Annotated in this window: 21 protein-coding genes; 18 read left to right on the top strand and 3 right to left on the bottom strand. The window is 71.8% G+C overall.

Going from position 1 to position 17394, the window contains the following annotated elements; translation table 11 throughout:
• Positions 1-208: 208 nt before the first annotated feature.
• Entirely contained in the window at positions 209-1240 is a 1032-nt protein-coding gene (locus ACZ6AQ_RS07300; RefSeq protein WP_468758172.1) for an NAD-dependent epimerase/dehydratase family protein, read from the top strand.
• Position 1241: 1 nt separating this feature from the next.
• Here the strand turns inward: ACZ6AQ_RS07300 and ACZ6AQ_RS07295 are convergent, their stop codons facing one another.
• Positions 1242-2597, bottom strand: coding sequence for a hypothetical protein (locus ACZ6AQ_RS07295; RefSeq protein ID WP_468758170.1), 1356 nt, complete (start codon positions 2595-2597; stop codon positions 1242-1244).
• Between the two features lie 826 nt (positions 2598-3423).
• Here ACZ6AQ_RS07295 and ACZ6AQ_RS07290 point away from each other — a divergent pair.
• The 17 genes from ACZ6AQ_RS07290 (at position 3424) to ACZ6AQ_RS07210 (ending at position 15244) form a co-directional block, all read left to right on the top strand.
• Positions 3424-3546, top strand: a complete 123-nt coding sequence (locus ACZ6AQ_RS07290) for a hypothetical protein (protein WP_468758168.1) — start codon at positions 3424-3426, stop codon at positions 3544-3546.
• Entirely contained in the window at positions 3543-3953 is a 411-nt protein-coding gene (locus ACZ6AQ_RS07285) for an ATP-binding protein (protein ID WP_468758166.1), read from the top strand. Before ACZ6AQ_RS07290 ends, ACZ6AQ_RS07285 begins: the two co-directional genes overlap by 4 nt.
• Before the next feature lie 133 nt (positions 3954-4086).
• Positions 4087-4563 carry a hypothetical protein gene (locus tag ACZ6AQ_RS07280; protein WP_468758165.1) on the top strand — a complete coding sequence of 159 codons (477 nt, stop codon included), beginning with the start codon at positions 4087-4089 and terminating at the stop codon, positions 4561-4563.
• Positions 4560-4772: a hypothetical protein gene (locus ACZ6AQ_RS07275; RefSeq protein ID WP_468758164.1), complete on the top strand. Its 213-nt coding sequence runs from the start codon at positions 4560-4562 to the stop codon at positions 4770-4772. The genes ACZ6AQ_RS07280 and ACZ6AQ_RS07275 overlap by 4 nt, the downstream gene beginning before the upstream one ends.
• A gap of 16 nt (positions 4773-4788) precedes the next feature.
• A complete protein-coding gene (locus ACZ6AQ_RS07270; RefSeq protein ID WP_468758163.1) occupies positions 4789-5256 on the top strand; it encodes a DUF6082 family protein in 468 nt (155 codons plus the stop codon).
• 327 nt (positions 5257-5583) lie between these two features.
• Positions 5584-5742, top strand: a complete 159-nt coding sequence (locus tag ACZ6AQ_RS07265) for a hypothetical protein (protein ID WP_468758162.1) — start codon at positions 5584-5586, stop codon at positions 5740-5742.
• Positions 5743-5868: 126 nt separating this feature from the next.
• Positions 5869-6468: a GntR family transcriptional regulator gene (locus tag ACZ6AQ_RS07260; RefSeq protein ID WP_468758160.1), complete on the top strand. Its 600-nt coding sequence runs from the start codon at positions 5869-5871 to the stop codon at positions 6466-6468.
• Positions 6465-6701, top strand: coding sequence for a hypothetical protein (locus ACZ6AQ_RS07255; protein ID WP_468758159.1), 237 nt, complete (start codon positions 6465-6467; stop codon positions 6699-6701). The genes ACZ6AQ_RS07260 and ACZ6AQ_RS07255 overlap by 4 nt, the downstream gene beginning before the upstream one ends.
• A complete protein-coding gene (locus ACZ6AQ_RS07250; RefSeq protein ID WP_468758158.1) occupies positions 6698-7612 on the top strand; it encodes a hypothetical protein in 915 nt (304 codons plus the stop codon). Before ACZ6AQ_RS07255 ends, ACZ6AQ_RS07250 begins: the two co-directional genes overlap by 4 nt.
• 2 nt (positions 7613-7614) lie before the next feature.
• The gene (locus ACZ6AQ_RS07245) at positions 7615-8259 is read left to right on the top strand and encodes a hypothetical protein (protein ID WP_468758156.1); all 645 of its coding nucleotides are present in this window, start codon (positions 7615-7617) and stop codon (positions 8257-8259) included.
• A 128-nt stretch (positions 8260-8387) separates the two neighbouring features.
• Entirely contained in the window at positions 8388-9047 is a 660-nt protein-coding gene (locus ACZ6AQ_RS07240) for a hypothetical protein (RefSeq protein ID WP_468758155.1), read from the top strand.
• Between the two features lie 53 nt (positions 9048-9100).
• A complete protein-coding gene (locus ACZ6AQ_RS07235; RefSeq protein WP_468758153.1) occupies positions 9101-9295 on the top strand; it encodes a DUF5999 family protein in 195 nt (64 codons plus the stop codon).
• 365 nt (positions 9296-9660) lie between these two features.
• Positions 9661-11640: a glycoside hydrolase family 15 protein gene (locus ACZ6AQ_RS07230; protein WP_468758566.1), complete on the top strand. Its 1980-nt coding sequence runs from the start codon at positions 9661-9663 to the stop codon at positions 11638-11640.
• Positions 11637-11987 (top strand): hypothetical protein, encoded by a 351-nt coding sequence (locus ACZ6AQ_RS07225; protein WP_468758152.1) that lies wholly within the window; start codon positions 11637-11639, stop codon positions 11985-11987. Before ACZ6AQ_RS07230 ends, ACZ6AQ_RS07225 begins: the two co-directional genes overlap by 4 nt.
• Positions 11984-12910, top strand: coding sequence for a M14 family zinc carboxypeptidase (locus ACZ6AQ_RS07220; protein ID WP_468758151.1), 927 nt, complete (start codon positions 11984-11986; stop codon positions 12908-12910). The genes ACZ6AQ_RS07225 and ACZ6AQ_RS07220 overlap by 4 nt, the downstream gene beginning before the upstream one ends.
• On the top strand, positions 12901-13275 hold the full coding sequence (locus ACZ6AQ_RS07215; RefSeq protein WP_468758149.1) for a hypothetical protein: 375 nt from the start codon (positions 12901-12903) through the stop codon (positions 13273-13275). The genes ACZ6AQ_RS07220 and ACZ6AQ_RS07215 overlap by 10 nt, the downstream gene beginning before the upstream one ends.
• On the top strand, positions 13265-15244 hold the full coding sequence (locus ACZ6AQ_RS07210) for a protein kinase domain-containing protein (RefSeq protein WP_468758147.1): 1980 nt from the start codon (positions 13265-13267) through the stop codon (positions 15242-15244). Before ACZ6AQ_RS07215 ends, ACZ6AQ_RS07210 begins: the two co-directional genes overlap by 11 nt.
• A gap of 280 nt (positions 15245-15524) precedes the next feature.
• Here ACZ6AQ_RS07210 and ACZ6AQ_RS07205 read toward each other — a convergent pair whose 3' ends face one another.
• A complete protein-coding gene (locus ACZ6AQ_RS07205) occupies positions 15525-16130 on the bottom strand; it encodes an HD domain-containing protein (RefSeq protein WP_468758146.1) in 606 nt (201 codons plus the stop codon).
• A gap of 21 nt (positions 16131-16151) precedes the next feature.
• The gene (locus tag ACZ6AQ_RS07200; protein ID WP_468758144.1) at positions 16152-17246 is read right to left on the bottom strand and encodes a helix-turn-helix domain-containing protein; all 1095 of its coding nucleotides are present in this window, start codon (positions 17244-17246) and stop codon (positions 16152-16154) included.
• Positions 17247-17394 lie beyond the last annotated feature (148 nt).

Here is a 17394-nt window from a genome sequence, read left to right as displayed (position 1 = left end):
CACCGCAGGGCCGTTGCGCACCTCGTCGGCCCACACGCGAAGGTGTCCCCGGCGTGAGCCAGGGCCGCTCCCTGCGACGCGGTACAGCCGAAATCGCCTTCGCAGCGCCTCGCCTTGGCTCCCGCCAGGTTGAGGTGCTCTCATGGCTCCGCCGACAAGGGGCTCGACATCAGCACATGGTTCATGGCGGGCGGTCATAATCACCGTCATGAGGATTCTTGTGCTCGGTGGAAGTTGGTTCCTGGGGCGGGCGGTCACGCAGGCGGCACTCGATCGTGGGTGGGAGGTGACGGCCTTCAACCGTGGCCGGTCCGGGAGCGTGCCGGAAGGCGCTCGGACGGTACGCGGGGATCGCACCGTTGCTGCGGATCTCGTTCGGCTGGCTGGTGAAGGGCCGTGGGACGCCGTCGTGGATACCTCCGCGTCCGAGATGGCCCCACGCGATGTCCTCGCCGGCGCCCGTATCTTGGAGCCGGTCGCCGGCCGTTACATCTTCGTGTCTACGGTCAACGCATATCGTGGCTGGCCAAACGACCCGCTGACCGAGGGCTCCGAAGTTCTGGACGGTCCGCCGGACGCCGACGTGGACTACGGCCGTCTCCCCGACGACTGGGACGGGCCGGACTGGTATTACGGCCGTCAAAAGGCAGGGGCGGAGCGGGCAGCCACTGCAGCGTTCGGTGAGGACCGCGTGGTGATCCTGCGGCCCGGCGTCATCCTCGGTCCCGGCGAGTACGTAGGTCGTCTGCCATGGTGGCTCAACCGAGCGGCCCGCGGCGGCCGGATGCTCGCTCCGGGCACGCCGGGCACGTGGATCCAGCCGGTCGACGTACGGGATGTGGCAGGGTTCGCCCTCGATCAGGCAACTGTTGACCGGGGCGGGGCATACAACGTCGTCGCCCCGATCGGCAGAGACACCATGAGCGACCTTCTCACGGCCTGCGTGCTCGTCACCGGTGGGAACGCGCAGCTTGCATGGGCTCCGGACAAACTACTCCTGGACCACGGTGTGCAGCAGTGGACGGAGCTGCCTCTGTGGCGGACACATGAGGGTGTGTGGAGAGTCGATTCCGCCCGGGCGCAGGCGGCTGGGCTGGTGTGCCGCCCCCTGGCGGACACCGTCGCCGACACCTGGTCGTGGCTGCACAGGGGTGGTGTCCCGGTCGAGCACTCTCGTTGGGCCGAGCACGGAATCTCGCCGGAGAGGGAGAGGGAGATCCTGGCCGTGCTCGGCCGGTAGGTCAGCCTTCGATCGCCAGCGGGTTCGCGGCGCCGAGCCGGCGGATCGGGGAGAGGGAGCTGAACTCCTCGATCTGCTCCGCCAGCGACAGCGCTGCGGGTGCCGTGCCGATCCCCGGGCGTGTCAGCTCGATGCGGGCCGCCACCAGCCGCTCCATCATCCCGGATCCACGCCAGGCCGGCGGCACCTGGAAGACGGGGGCCAGGGCTTCCTGGGCCCCTTCCACCTCGTCGCGGAGCAGGCGCGCACGGGCGAGGTCGATGGCAGCCGGCGCCGCGACGACGATCGGCTGCTCCTCCTTGGGGAGCATTCTGAGCGTGGCGAGAGCGGTCGTGGCGTACTCCTCTGCGCCTGCGCCGTCGCGGAGCAGCAGGCACGTGGTTGCGTTGCTCATGGCTGTGCGGGCGGCGTCGAAGCCGAACTCGCCACCGATATCGTCGTGCAGCTCGTCCCGGCTGCCGCTGGCCTGGGCGAGTGCCTCTTGGATGGAGCGTTCGGCCTGGCCGGCGTTGCGCAGATGGCCGTGAGCACGGGCCTCGATGGAGTACAGGCGGCGACGAGCGGTGTCCCCCAAGCCGCCGAACTGCTGCCCCTTCTTCGCCAGGCGTACGGCCTCGGCGGGGCGTCCGTCCCAGAACGCCATGAAGGCCATCATCCCGTAGGCATATGCCTGCACCGGGCCATGATCGATGGTTTTGCCGTACTGCGCGGAGGAGCGGGCGAATGTGACGGCAGGGGCCAGGGCTCCCAGGTCGAAGGACACCGCGGCGAGCAGGGCGCTGGCCTGCGCAGCTGCGTAGTACAGCTGCGTGTGCTGTTCGGGAGAGCGCGTACGTTCGAGGAGTACCTGGGCCTGGTTCAGCAGGGTGGTGGCGCTCTGGTATGCCTCGGCCGGAGCGATGTGGCCGTAGCTGCGTGCGAGGTGGACCAGGTCGTCGTGGAGTTGGTCGAGGGTCATCTCGTCCAGGTGGAGCGAGGCTGCTTCGCCTGAGTGAGAGGCAGCGTCCCGAGCGGTCATCAGCAAATTACTTTCGTCGAGCACGGACGGGGAGGGGGTCCGAGTGGAATGCCCCGGCTCAAGCTCCGCGATAGCAGAGGCTGGGCGGAGCAGGTCCGCTACGGGCATTTGGAACATGTGCTCCAACACCCGCGCCGTCGAAGCGTGGGGGGCCGTCTTGATCTCCCCGGCCTTCAACAAGCGCTCGTAGTGGCGTGCTGTGGGAGCGGGAGCAACTTCGCGGCCCTCGCTCCGTAACTGGTCAGCCGTGCGCGTGTATTCATCGCTGAATGCCGGATAGGAGCGGATGCTCCGTCTGGTGACCAGCAGGAACAGCACCGTGCGCTGACTCTCGGTCATGTCCCCTCCACGGAATCAGTACCCCTCCATGGGATACCGCAGCGACCGCTCACCGGAACCGTCTCCCGCCAGAAGGCAGGAAGAAGTCATAACCCCGTCATGGTGTCACCCGAAAGGTCAGCGAGAAGTCCTAACGCCGACATAGGCGCCGCGCTCGCTCTCGCACGACGCTGGGTGCCCGCATCGTGACGAAGGGAAGTCAGTGGGTATCGCTACAGCGTCGAGTACGACCGGGCTTCCCGGGTGCAATCAGGACATCGCCACCCTCATCCTGTCGACCGGCGTAAAGGCCAGCGGGGCCGACAAGCAGCACGGATCGGGCGCTCCGCGAAGGAGGACGCCGATGGCCCTCCCGCTTTCCGCTCAGTTGACGGAGTACCTGGACAGGGCCGCCTTCCTCTCCCAGATCCCTCTGCACCCGCCGGCCGAGGCCCTGCCTCCCCTGACTCGCCTGGTAGGTCGCGGGCGAAAAACTCCGATGTGGATGGACGAGGAACGGGGCAGCCACAGATGGTGGCGCCTGGATCGTCTCGGCACCTTGCCGGACCCTCTCATCCGGCTCGGGACCGTCCGTCGAGACGTTCTCACACAGCGCCTTGGCGATCTCGCAGCGCGTGGCCGAACCCCCCGCGTGTGCATCTACACCCACGCCCTCAGCGAGGGGGGCCAGGCGTCCGTACTTGCCGAAGCCCGCATGTACATCGCCGCCGAAGGGTGGAGGGCTACGGGGCCGGAAGTTTCCGACCGTACTGCCACAGCTCCGGTACACCGGCCCGGGTGGCGCCTCGTCCTACGCCTGGTGCGTGCCGGAGAGATCGATGGCGTCGTGGTTCCCCTGTACGGCACCGTCAGCCGGCACCTGGACGAGTACGAGGACCAGCTCGCCCGTATAGAGCAGCTGGGCGGCTTCCTGGCCCTGGTGACGCCGGAGACGGGAGGAAAGCGATGACCCTCGTTCCCAGCACGCTCTCCGATCGCGCGGCGTTCGAGATCGCCATGGTCCCGGTGCTGACGTGTGCCACCGAGGCCCGGAGGGTGACGGGCGTCCACATGCTGCGCTGGAAGATCGCGTCCGAAGCGGCGGACGCCGCTCTCCTCATCGTCTCCGAGCTGGTCACGAACGCCGTTCTGCACGGTACGGGGACCATCGGATTACGTGTCCGGTATGAGGAGGGTGACCTGCGGGTCGAGGTCCGCGACGAGAGCCCCGTGCCGCCCCGGATCAGGGTCGCGGACGACGAGGACCTCGGTGGACGGGGGCTTCACCTGGTGGAGACCCTGTCGCGCAGCTGGGGCACGAGCACGGACGGCCACACCGCCTGGGCCGTCCTGCCGGGACGAGCGGAGGCGTCCTGATGCCGCCCGCCGCCACCGGCATGGTCGTGACCCTGTGCCCTTCGTCGGCATTCCCCGCACCGTCTTCCACAGTCAGTGTCCTGCGGGGCCGGCCCTCTTACCGGTCAGAAGCCGAGGGGCCGGGGGTGGTCACATGAACCTCGATTCGCCCCGCCTTCCTACAGAGGAGTTCGTCCGCAGGACTCAGGGCCTTCTCGTGTCACTGCGCGATTCCTTCCTACGCGACGAGGACCTCGCGAACGATGTGGACGCCGTCCTCGGTTCTTCTGGGGCGCCGGAAGGACTGGCCGGTGCGAAGCGGTACCACGGTCGGGCCAAGGGATTCCTCGGACGCCGGACCAAGCCCAGCAGTGACCGGGGCGCCGAGGCTGGCAGGGCCATCACCCGCCTGGACCGGATGCTCGGCCAACTCGTGAAGGTCGCGCAGGAGCGCGAGTGGCTGCCCCCTTACCCGGACGTCGGCGATGCGATTGCCCAGGCCAAGGCCGTACGAGGCCAGCAGGCCGGCCCAACAGGTGAGTTCGGAGCTGATCTGGCGCATCTGAGGCGGCTGGCGAGGGTGACGGATGAACTGCTCGGCCGACTGGCCGGCGACGAGGAGGAAGCATGACCGCCACACCTGGGGCGGCCCAGAGCCTCTTCCAGAAGGCACGGGCGCTCGCGGGCGGGACGTCCTCGGTGCCGCCGTTCGTCCTCACGGTCGACGCCGTCGTCCGGCGTGCGCAGAACCTCGCACGCCTCGTGACCGGGCTGCTGTCCGTCCTGGACGCCGGTCCTTCCGCTCCGCCCGCACCGGGCGGCAACACCAGCAACCCCTAATCGAAAGGATGGTCCGATGAGGATCAGTACCGCGGTACTGCTCGCGGGCGCGGCTGTCGTCGGCGTCGGCGTGGCCCGCCTGCGCCAGGAGGCAAAGCACCAGCACGAACGGGTCGACATCGCCCTCACGCAGAACCAGCTGGACTGGCTGGAGCAGGTCTTCACGGACCCCGCCGTGGCGGCAAAGTGGGCGCCTGCCGGCATGGGGGTCGAGGAGTACATGGGGCTGATGTCCGCCAACCACATGCTCTGCGGCCTCGACCTGCGTGACCGACTCGGCCGCGTGAGCAAGCACCAGCTGCACCTCTACGCCTCGATGATCATGGGCAATGAGGTGGCCCGACGGTACTGGGAGCGGTTCGGGCACCTGCGCGTCCAGGAAGCGGTGGGAGACCGGCGGGCCGAACGTCTCAACGACGCCCTGGCGAGGGCCGCGGACACGGCTGCGCGAGCCAAGCACCAGAACCAGCCCGCCACCACCTGATCCGGAGAAAACGTCCCGCGTCGCGATAAAGGCGCGGACCTGGACCGGGGCCTCCCTCACCTGGGGGAGGTGGCGCACCTGACGGTGCGCCCCGGCCGCCACTCCGTGGGGGAGGCTCGCGGTCGGCCCTTCCTCCCCACCGTCCCGGACCGGCACCGAAGCCGAGGCCGAGGTCGGCACGGGAACCCCTTTGCCCTAACCAGCCCCTTTAATCCCGATAGATCCGTAATTGGGGGCGTAGAGGCTCCGTTCCGCCTGCCGCTGGGTGGCTTCCAGGCCGTCCGCTTCTCGTGGCAGGCGCCGACAGACGTAGAGGGGAGGAGAGCGATGACGTGGTGGGGAGCGGTGTTCGTCGCCGGATTCTGCGGCGCGGTCGTCTTCCTGGTGGAGATCGCGCCCCGCCTGCCCGGCCAGCGACGCGACGCGGACACGCCGTCGCCGGTGGACGACCAGCACATCCAGAACAAGCAGAAGGGAGCGCGTTGAATGAGGGCCTCGGCCTCTTCGACGATGCGCAGGAACGCCGGTCCGGCGGTCCCCTCGAAAAGCCCCGCCCCGCCCGGTCCTGGCCGGGTGCGGACCGGTACGCGGCCCGCGGTCCGCATCCCGAGGATGGGTGCGGGTCCGGACGAGCCGATGCTGCTTACTCTTCGTGAGGAACTGCGCTCGGGTGCCTGGTCGCCGGGCACGCTTCGTACCCAGACCGGTCTGCGGGGCCGTTTCGGTGTGCCGCACCTGATGGTGAGCGCGGTGGTCCGGGTCCTGCGTGACGAGGGTCTGGTGACACTCGACGGGCAGCGCGGTGTGCGGGCCGCCCGGGCCGGTGCCCGCGCCCCGCGCCGGGCGGACGCCGTAACCGACCTGGTCGTACAGAGGGTCCGAAAGCGGCTGGCCGATCGCACCTACCCGCTCGGGCAGCGGCTGCCGTCCCAACGGGTGATCGCCCGCGAGTTCGACACGTCCCTGACGACGGTCCGACTGGCCCTGCTCCAGCTGACGCTGGAAGGGCTGCTGCGCCCCCACCATTCGTACGAGACGCCCGGGACGTACGCCGTCGACCCCTCGCGGGAGGCCCGGGAGGCTCTTCTCCTGGCCGATCTGCAGGCGGCGATGCGCCGGGGCGGATGGACGCGCACGGAGTACCCCGATGCCGTCGGGCAGGCGCTGCACGTCCTGGTCGGGTCCGCCGCGCGGGCGGGGGCTGAGCCGTGACCGACGCCTTCACCGCGCTCGCCGCCCTGCTGACGCTCGGCCTGGCCGGCCTGAGCGTCCGGCACCGGCAGAAGAGACCGGTCGCGGCGCCTGCGGCCCCGGAGGGCCGGAACAGCGGCTTCCTTTCCTGCGCCGGCTTCCTCGTCGTGGTGCTGCTGCTGATCGCCTCCACGTCGGTGATCGAACACAACCCCTGGCCCCAACCCTCTACCCTGACGAAGGAGTCCCGGTGAGTGAGTGGACCCCCGACGGGCCCGTTACCGAGCCCGTCTACGACCGGTCCGATCCGCAGAGCGGGCGCGCGCTGGTGGATTTCCGCCTGCGCGAGCTGGGGCTCGGCGAGAGCCGGCTCGTCAGGACCGACGCCGACGGCCAGCGCTTCTGCCGGCAGGTGGTGCCCCAGGGTCTGGGGGTGTGCCGCGCCTACGTGCTCACCGAGGCCGCCTGGCCCGAGGGCGCCGAACTGTGCGTGACGGTGGACTGGACACCTGACGCCGCGCTGCGCCGCGACGCGCGGACGGGCCGGGTGCCGGCCGGGGCCGAGGAGCACTGGCGGACGCGGATCGCCGCGACCGCCCAGGCCCTGGAGTCCCTCGGCTACGTCGTCGAGCCGAGCCGGGTCAGGTGCTCGCCCCGCTACCATCCCACCGCCGAGCTGCTCGTCTACCGGATGCCCGACGGCGTGCCGCCGAGGCCGGTGCCGGCCGACACCGCCTGGGCGCTGTCGGCTCCCGTTCCCCCGCACTACCAGCGAAGCGGCTGGTATCCCGACCGGTCACCGCAGGAAGTAGTCCTCGACGCCCTGCACGCGGCCGGACTCGGCTCCCACCGCCAGGACCAGATCTCCCCGTTCGGCCGGATCGGTGTCCGTGACATCACCCAGACGGTGTGGCCGCCCGAGGCCGACCGCTGCGCCTGGGTGATCTGGTGGCCGGCCGCCGCCTTCGTCCGCGACCCGGACACCGGTCTGCTGCCCGCCGGGGCGGAGGACCACTGGCGCGAGTGCCTCGATCGCCTGCGCGAGGCCCTGGCCGGTGCCGGTCTCGTCCTCCGTCCCCGCGCGCGCCCCTGGAACCCGGCCACGGACGAGACCGCCGACTTCCTCGTCTACCGCACCGCCCCCTCGACCTCAACCTCGGAGTGACCGTGTCCCGCTTCCCTTCCCCGCTCCGCCGACCGGCGGACCCGGCCACCGCAGCGACGGCGGCGATGCTGACGCAGGACCTCGACGCGCTGCGGAAGGTGCCCGTCGTCGGCATACGGACGGCGGGTGCCGTCGACGGCGCCTGCCACCGCATCTACGCGGCGACCGGACCGTGGCTGGGGCTGGCCCGATCCCGGCGCGACACCACCGACTCCCCCGCCGACCGGGCGCGCTGGGACGCCTGGATCTCCGCGCTGACGCCGCCCGAGCGCTCCGTCACCAGGGGCTATGCCGAGATGTGCGTCCTGTCCGGAAAGGGCCGGGAGATGCTGCGGACGCTGCGGCAGACGCTGCCGCCCTGCCCGTCGGTCGGGTCAGTGGCCGCCGAGATCGAACGGCAGATCCGCAGCGGCGAGCTGGCTCCGGGCAGCCGGGTCCGTCACGCCCCGCTGATCAAGCGTTTGCACGTGCCCGACCAGCACATCGTCCTGGCCTTCGCGGACCTGGCCGCGCGTGGCCAGGTGGAGGTCACCGCCAGTGGCAGGGCGGTGGTCACCAGCGCGCCGCTTCTTGCCTCCGGGCGTTCCATGGACGCCTACGGCCGGCAGGCCGTCACCCCGGGCGGGACCGGGGTGACGGCGGCGTGAGCGCGATACGGTCCGTCCCCTCCACGGCGCTTCTGCCGGATCTGGAGCGGCGTGTCCTTGTACTGGTCGCAGAGGGGCACCGGGATCAGGAGGTGGCCGCCCGGCTCGGGCTGCCGACCGCCCGTCGAGTGCCCTACCGGATCCGCCGGATCCGTGAGCACTTCGGGCTGGAGGCCGCGTCCCGGCCGCAGCTGGTCGACCACGCCTACACCGTCGGCGCCCTGCCCGCCCCCGACCCCCTCCAGCCCCTCGTCCCGAAGGCCGGCGAGTACCACCTCATCTGGACGCTCGCCGCCGGCGGCACCGTCGAGGCAGTCGCCCGGAGCCAGGGCCTGTCCCGGTTCCAGGTCGACTACGCGGTGCGCAAAGCCCAGAAGATTCTGGGCGCCGTCAACCCGCCCGACATGGTCCGCCGGGCCTGGCAGCGGCAGATCCTCGGGCCCACCCGCTTCGCCGCCGATCTGGCCCGGATGCGTGCCCAGCAGCCGGCCGAGCCGGACCTCGGGCGTCACGTGATCGTGCCGCTGGCCAGCGGCCACCGCCTGGCGCTCCCGGCCTGGGGGCCCCACCCCACCCGGCACCTCGACGTCCACGACGAGACCGAAGCCCTCGCCGCGGCACGGCTCCTCTCCGGCCGCGACGGCTACGCCCTCGTGTGGATCTCGCCGCCCGCGAACTCCGGCGGCCCGTTCCGCGTGAGCTGGGGACGGCCGGAGGCGATACCTCGGACCGGTCCCGTCCTCATTCGGCCGAGACAGCCGCCTCTGCCCCGAAGCCGACCCGCCTGACACACCGTCCCCCTCGTCCCACCACAACCTCCCCTGCCGAAAAGGGATCCACCATGTGCCAGCACCAACCCGCCTGTCCCACCGCCGACTCCGCCGACCGGGAGGCGGCCCGCCCGACCGCGGCCCATCCCGAGCAGGGGTGGAGCCTGCTGTGCAACGGAGTCCTGCTCTTCGAGGACACCGGGGAACTGCTGCCCGACGGACAGATCATCGCCCCGCACCGCCCCACGACGGCGGTGGCCGCGTGAACGCCTTCGCCGACTCCCGCACGCTCGCCCGGCAGAGGGACCTCACCTCGGCGCGTGCCGCGCTGCGGACCCTCGTCGGCCGGCTTCCCTACGACACGGCCCTGCCCCCGGTGGAGACCCTGGCCCGGGAGATAGCCCGGACGGTGAAGCTCACCCGGGAAGCCCTGCGCGAGCTGGACGCAGACGGCGACATCGTCCTCCCCGGCCGGGGGCCGGCCCGGCGCCTGCGCCCGGACGAGGCACACCCCAAGGACACCGGCCTCGTACGGGAGATCCGTGACCAGATCCTCTGCGGGCACTACCGCAGCGGCACGCCGCTGCCGACCGGGCTGCTGGTGCGCCGGCACGGCCTCGGGACCCGCCGGATGGCGCGGGTGTGCCGGCCCCTGCTCGCCGGCGGCCTCCTCGTCCACCGCGACGAGCCCGGCGGCCCCCGCCTCTACGTCACCCCGCCCGCCCCGGACCAGAACGGTCCGGGGCTGATCGAGGACTACGCCCTGCTCAGCGACCAGCGGGGCTCCGCGCTGGTGCGGCGGGACGGCAGCATCGACTGGCTGTGCCTGCCCCGCTTCGACTCCGCCGCCCCCTTCGCCCGCCTCCTGGGCACCGCCGAGCACGGCTTCTGGCAGCTCGCCCCCACCACCCTTCCCGGCGCCGCCGCGCCCGTCCCGGTGCGCCGGTACGCCGCCGACTCCCTCGTCCTGGAGACCGAGTGGGCCTGCGAGACCGGCACGGTGCTCGTCACCGACTTCATGGTCCCGGACGAGGTACCGCAGGTCGTCCGCACCGTCACCGGCATCCAGGGCCACGTGCCGATGCAGATGCTGCTGCGGGCCCGGCCCGGATACGGACGCGACCTCCCCCGCCTTGGGCGCCTCGACGAGCGGCGGGTGGCCATCGACCTCGGCGAAGACGCCGGGCGGCTGTGGTTCGACGGCACCCTTCGCGTCCAGACGGACGACGGCGACATCCACGCCCGCTTCACCGTCACCGAGGGCGAGACGGTCTCGGTCACCCTGGCCTGGCGGGAGGGCGCCGACAGCCCGCCGCCGCAGCCGGCCCCCGACGCCCTGCTGAAGGCGACCCTCGACCACTGGTCGGCGTGGGCGTCCCGCTGCACCTACACCGGCCCGGACCGCGCGGCCGTCGTCCGCTCGCTGCTGACCCTGGCCGCCCTCGTCTACGCCCCGACCGGGGCGATCGTGGCCGCGCCGACCACCTCGCTGCCCGAGGAGATCGGCGGCGTACGGAACTGGGACTACCGCTTCGCGTGGCTGCGCGACGGCGCCCTCGCCGTCACCGCCCTCGCCCGCTGCGGGTACCTGGACGAGGCCCTGGCCTGGACCAGCTGGATGGTCCGCTCGTGCGCCGGCACCCGCGGGCGCAGGCAGATCATGTACGGGATCGGCGGCGAGCCCGAGCTGCCCGAGCAGGACCTGCCCCACCTGCCCGGATACGAGGGCTCGACGCCGGTGCGGACCGGCAACGGCGCGGCCGGCCAGCTCCAGCTCGACGTGTACGGCGAACTGGCCGACACCCTGTACGAGGTCGCGCTCGCCGCCCCGAACGCAGCGCCCGGTATCGCCGCCGTTCTCGTCGACCTGGCCGCGGAGCTGGAAGTGCTCTGGGACGAGCCGGACATGGGTATCTGGGAGATCCGCGGGCCGCGCCGCCACTTCACCCACTCCAAGATCATGGCCTGGGTGACCCTCGACCGGGCGGTCCGGGCCGTCGAACGCGGCTGGGCCACCGGCCCGCTGGCGCGGTGGCGGGCCCTGGCCGAGACGATCCACCGCGAGGTCTGCGAGCAGGGCTACGACCCCGACCGCAACACCTTCGTGCAGTCCTACGGGTCGGCCGCGCTCGATGCCTCCCTCCTGCACGCCATGCTCGTCGACGGGTTCCTGCCGGCGGACGACAAGCGGGTCATCGGCACGATCGAAGCAGTGCAGCACGAACTGGGCACCGACAGCGGGCTCGTCCTGCGCTACCGGACCGAGGGCGAGCAGCCGGGCGTCGACGGCCTGCCCGGCGACGAGTCGCACTTCCTGATCTGCACCGGCTGGCTCGCCCAGTGCCTCGTCCGGATCGGCCGCACCGACGAGGCCGCCGCGGTCCTCGACCAGCTGCTGTCGCTGCGCAACGACGTCGGCCTCCTCGCCGAGGAGTACGACCCGCACACCCGCCGCCAGCTCGGCAACTTCCCCCAGGCGTTCAGCCACATCTCGCATGTGTGCGCGGCCCTGGAGATCGACTCCGCCCCCGCCGGCGGCGAGCCCGCCACCGTCCTGGCGGCCATCCCCGCCCAGGCCACCCCCGACTCCGAAAAGGTCCACCAGCCGTGAGATTCCAGAAGGCCGCCTTATCCGCCCGGTACGGAAGGACCGCCCGTGCTCCCCACGGTGTCCCCGCCGGCCTCGTTCTGATCGGGGCGAACGTGGCCGGTTTCATCCTGACGAGCAGTGTGGTCGCCCAGGAGTTCAACCGCCCCCCTGTGCTGGGGGCCGTGATGGTGCCGGACGAGGTACCTGCCGAAGAGCAGCCGCAGCCGCAGCAGCAGCGCAACGCGGCCAACGCCACGGCAGGCAGCATCCGGACCTACCGCTACATCCCTCGCACGACGGGTCCGGCCCGCCGGACCGCCCCGTCGCCGCTCCGCGGTGATGGCCTTCGCGGGGAGGTCTGGTCGTGACCCGTCACCCGGTCACCTCGTACATCGGCGACAGGCCGCCCACGCTGGCCGAGCTGGACCAGGAACTGGGGAAGATCGCCGCCGAACACCCGGCGGTCGCCCTGCGCGAGATCGGCCGCTCCCGCGACGGCCGGCCGATGACGATGCTGACCATCCCCGGCGGCCCCCTGCCCGTCCTCGTCCTCGGGGCGCCCCACCCGAACGAACCGATCGGGCTGGCAGTAATTCCCGCGCTGGCCCGGTACGTCGCCGAACACCCCCAGGCCCGTGAACAGGTCTCGTGGCACCTCGTGGGATGTGCCGATCCCGACGGCGTCGCGGCCAACCAGGACTGGTGGGCGGCGACTTGGCCGCCGTCGGTGGAAACGTACCACCGCGGCCTGTACCGGCCCCCGGTGGCCGCTCAGCCCGAGTGGACCTTCCCCGCGCCGGACTTCACCGCGACCCTGCCGGAGACCCGTGCCCTCATGGGCGTGATCGACACGGTGCGGCCGGCCCTGACCCTCTCGCTCCACGGAAGCGACTCCGGCGGCGTCTGGGCCATGGCCTCCCGTGCCGAGCCCGGCCTCGCGGAGATCATGGCGGACCTGGCCGCCCGGTACGAACTGTCCGTCGAAGAGGCGCCGATGGACTGCGTCGGCCTGCCCGCCAGCGGCCCGGGAACCTTCGTCCTGCCGTCCCCTTCCGCCCCGGAAACGAGCGGGAAGGCCGAAGGCGCGGAGCGGGAGTGGGAGCCGGCCGGTGCCAGCAGTGCTCACTACACCGCCCGGCACGGCGGCCTCGGCGTCCTGCCAGAGGTGCCGATGTGGGCCACCACCCGGATCAGCCTCCCGCCCGAGCAGGCCGTGGACATTCTCACCGACGCCCACCGCACGCTCGGCGAGTTGATCGCGCTCCTTCCGCAGGAGGCGTCGTGTTCCTGACCGCCGCGACCGAGGCCCGGTCGATCATGCGCCTGATGATCCGGCAGGTCCAGGAGCATCCCGAGGCCGGCCGGGACCAGGACCTGCTCCTTCTCGTGCCGGTCCGGGCCGCGGGCATGCTGCTGCGGCACATCGAGACCCTCCTCGCCGCCGACCCGCACTGCGAGCAGCTCCACGCGGTACGCGACCAGACCGAGACCGTCCTGCGGGCCTGGTGCCACCGCGCGGAACAGGCCCTCCGGCCCCGGCCGCTGCCGCTGTCCCGCACGGCCGGCTACCAGGCGGAGATGGTCCTGGCCCTCGCCGGCCTGCTCTCGGCGGCGCCCCCACCACCTCCCGGACCGGAGGCACGCGGTGAGCACTGACGAACTGCTGCTCGCCGACCGCTACCGGCTGCCCGCCGGGCCGGGCGCCGGGGCCGGTACCGACCTGCGCACCGGCATCAAGGTCCGTCTTACTCCGCTCGTCTCGGGGCGGCACGTCGCCCGGGACGGACGGGACCCGGACATCGTCCTGCGGCAGGTGGCCGAGGCCGCGCACACACTTCGGTGTCTGCCGGTCCACCCCCGCGTCGTGTCGGTTCTCGACGCGGTCGTGGACGGCGGTGTGGTGTGGGCGGTCACCGAGGCGGTTCCGGCCCGGTCTTTGGCCACGGTGCTTGCCGGCGGGCCGCTGCCGGTCTACCGGGCCGCCGAGGTCGCCCGGGACGTGCTGGCCGGGCTGCACCACCTTCACCGGCACGGCTGCCTGCACCGCGACCTGACGCCTGGGTCGGTTCTCGTGACCGCCACCGGGCGGGTGCTGCTGGACGGGCTGGCCCAGAGCATCGCCGCCGAGACGCTCTGCGGCTACCCGCCCCTCCCCCTGACCCACGACACCGGCGTCCCGGCAAACCCGCCGGCCAGCACGGCATCGGACACCCCCTCCCCGGCGGCGTCCCCGGATCAAACCGCCCCTCATCCTGCTCCCGGCGCCGCGAGCGGGGCAGGGTGGCTGGGCGATGCCCGCAGGGCGGACGAACAGCGCCGCCCCGCTCCTCCACCACCACCGGCCCCGCAACACCGGGCCGGCGCGGCGGCCAGCAGCACGCCCGGGACAGGACCGGCCGTGGACATGCCCAATCCCGGCTCGCCCCGGGAATGGGAAGCCGCGCGGCAGCGGCGGATCGCGCTCCTCGGACCGGTCGCCGAACGGTGGGCGCCCGAACAGGCCGCTGCGGGCCCGTGGCCGGCCCCGATCGGCCCGTGGACCGACCTGTGGAGCCTGGGCGCCCTGCTGGTCCGGGCGATCGAGGGGCATCCGCCCTACCCCACGAGCACGACCACCGAACTGCTGCTGGCCGTGTGCACGGAAACGCCGGCCTTGGCCGAGCGGTCCGGCCCCCTGCGTCCCGTCATCGAAGCCCTCCTTCGCCGGGACCCCGGCAGGCGCCCGGACATCCACACCACGGACGCCTGGCTGCAGACCATCCTCCGCGCCGCCCCCGAACCCGCCCCGCCGGCTTCCCCGGCCCCCGCTCCCCGGCCCGCGTTCCGCCCGCCGGCCCCCGGCCCGGCCGGGCGCCACCGTCTGCCGCGCCCCGCCCGCCGCCTGTCCGGATACATCGCCGGCCTCCTGCCCAGAAACCCGGCGCTCCCCGGCATCGGCGAGGACTCCAGCCCCGCCGCCCCGCCCGGGGCCGGTCCCGGGACGGATGCTTCGCCCCGGGGCAACGCGTACGCCGAGATCCTGCGGGCCGCACACGCCGGACGGCACCAAGAGGCCCTGGCCATCGTTGCCGCCCAGGAGGACGACGACCTGCGCCGGCACGGCATCGCATCCCTGCGAGCCGTCCACTGGATGGAGGTACGGGCCGACCTTGCCCGGCTCGCCGGCGACCCGGCGGGCAGCTGCGCCCTGTGGGTGGCCGCCGCCCGCGCCCGCCTCGTCCTGCTGCAGCCGCCGGACACTCCGGGGGTGATCGCCGCCGTCGACAACGCTCACCACCAGTGGCGTCTCGCTGTCCGCGCCGCTCCGGACCGGGCCTGGGATCTCGGTCCGGCGCTGATCGCCCTGCGCCACCACGTCCCCGGCAAACCGGGTGCTCGGCACGACCTCGAACAGCTCGTGAAAAAGCTCACCATCACCCGCGGACCGACGCCCGCCGCCACTTCGCAACCGGCGGAACCGGGCCGCTCCGCTCCTGCGCCGCCCAACGCCACAGGGGCCAGGGCAGTGCCTGACGGCAGGCATCTGCCTGCCATGGTCAACGCCGCCACGGCGCATCTCCTGCCCACGTCATACGGCTCGGGTCCTCGCTCCTCGACTGCTCATTCGCCGCCGCGGAAGACCTAGCTATTGGCATGCGTGTGTCATGGCGACGGGCCATGCCGCCACGGCAGACGTCGCAAGTACCGCTACGAAGAACACGCAATGGGTTCGACTCATCCGACCGCCACGTTGAGCCTCCACAATGATTGCCCCCAGGACTCTGATCATGACCCGCTACTTAAATGCCCTACCTCGGCAACAATTCGCCCTATATTGGCGAGTTAGACCAGGCTCTGCCCAGGGTCGCCACCGGTCCCAGGAGGTCTTTCGCCGCAGGGAAGGGATCACGCCGGCTGCGGGCGGATCAATGCGCGGCCGGTGTGCCGAGCAGTGTGCGCTGCCACTGGGCTGGTTCCATCGCAATGGCGGCGTCCGCGAGGCTGCAAGCGGATCCAGTCGCCAGCGTGGCGCGGCACCTTTCGATCTTGCCGTCGGTGCGGTAGCCGATCGCCCGGTATTCCAGGGCCCGGTAAAGGCAGTCCAACTTGTCGGCGTCGCGGGCACACCTGGCTTCGAGGGTCTCGCCGGCTTCGAACTCCTCAACGGCCGCTGTCACGGTACTCCCGACGGCCGGATGGGTGCCGGTCACCTGGTCGGCCGTCACCTTCCGCGGGTCGACGGTCGTGACATAACGGCGGGTGACCGGCGTCTGATCTCCGACGCGGGTCTCGTGAAGGTCATGGAGCGCACACAGCAGAGCGGTGCGGGCGGGGTCGGCGCCTTCCATCGCGGCCAATGCGACGCTGATGACGGTCGCGCGATGGCTGTGCTCGGCGACGGTCTCGGTGGCAGAGACGGGAACGCCGTCATAGGGCCAGCCGGTGCGCGGCTGGTTACGCAAGGCGCCGGCTTCGAAGAGCAGGGCGGCTGTGGCGACGGTTTCGGCGTCAGAGGGCATGTGTTCGGGCACGTCGTTGCTCCTGGCAGTACGTCAGTTCATCTGCTGGAGACGGTAGTGGACCGATTCGATGTCCCGCCGCGATACCGGCGACAGGGCCCCGGCGTCGAGGAGTTCGACGGCGCGGTCCTTCAGGTGCCGGGCGGAGACAGGGTCGGCCAGCGGCAGCCAGGGGTGGAGGTGAAGCAGGGTGTGGAGGGAGTGCACATACAGGTCGACGGTACCGGGCGCGTCGTGGAGCGAGCCGGTCAGCTGCTGGAACAGATGGGTCGGGCTCCACGCGGCCGGATCGGGCCGGTGGAGGAACCCGTCATCCGGCTGGGTGGGTGGCATGGCGCCCAGCCAGTAGGCCCAGTATGCGAGGTTGGCAAGCTCGCTGTGCTGGTCACCAGCCAGGGCGTCGACGAAGTCGTACAGGGGCACGGGGTCGCCCTGGCGGGCGGCGACCGTCGCGGCGGTGCGGGCCTCGATCCATCGTGGCGTGTAGGCACGCAGGGCCAGGGCCGGGCGCATGGTGCGCAGTGCCTGCTCTGCCCAGTCCTCAGCGTCGGGAGCCGGGTCGTAGGAGGCAAGGTAGAGGCTCTGACGGCGCAGGAGCAGCCCGCGCTCCCCCGCCTGGTCGGCGCCTTCCGCGGTCCGGCGAAGCTGGGCGAAGAAGTCCGCCCTGTCGGCGGCCGAGAGCTGGGGTCCGGCGGCGACGGGACCGCGGCGTTGCCGGGTGGCGCGCGACCGCAGGGCGGGCGGGGTGATGCCGCGTACTGCCCAGGCGACCAGGTGCGCCGTTTCGCGGGACTGCACCCAGCCCGCCAGCGGGTGGTCGGCGGGGTCGACCGGCGGGTGCAGTACGGCGCTGAGGATCCGGTCGGCGTCCAGTGCGGCGTCCAGCCATCCGAACAGGGATCCGTCGGCACCCAGGAGCGCCAGGGTGCGACGCAGCTGCAGCAGATCCATCGTGCGGACGTTGCCGAGCGGCCGACGCCCGCTCTCCCAGCCCTGGACGGTGCCGAGGTCGATACTCAGACGCTCGGCCAGGCCGGTCTGCGGGAGGGGGATGCTCTCGCGCAGCATCCGAAGGACGAACCCCGAAACCATGCCGGTGGCGGGCCGGCTGCGGCTCCCGGTCCCCATTGTGGTTCCTTCCGGTCGGCCCCGGTTGTGTCTCGTGCCCGCCCGCGCGGACAAACCCGTACCGGGAGTGAGTCTTTTTCAGGATGCCGTTTTCTTAGGCTAGTTCGGCGAGTCGGACCGCAGTGGCGGTTCAGGACATCGGCCGGGG

It is taken from the genome of Streptomyces sp. NPDC041191, assembly GCF_055591945.1.
This window is presented reverse-complemented; position numbering and strand designations above follow the sequence as displayed.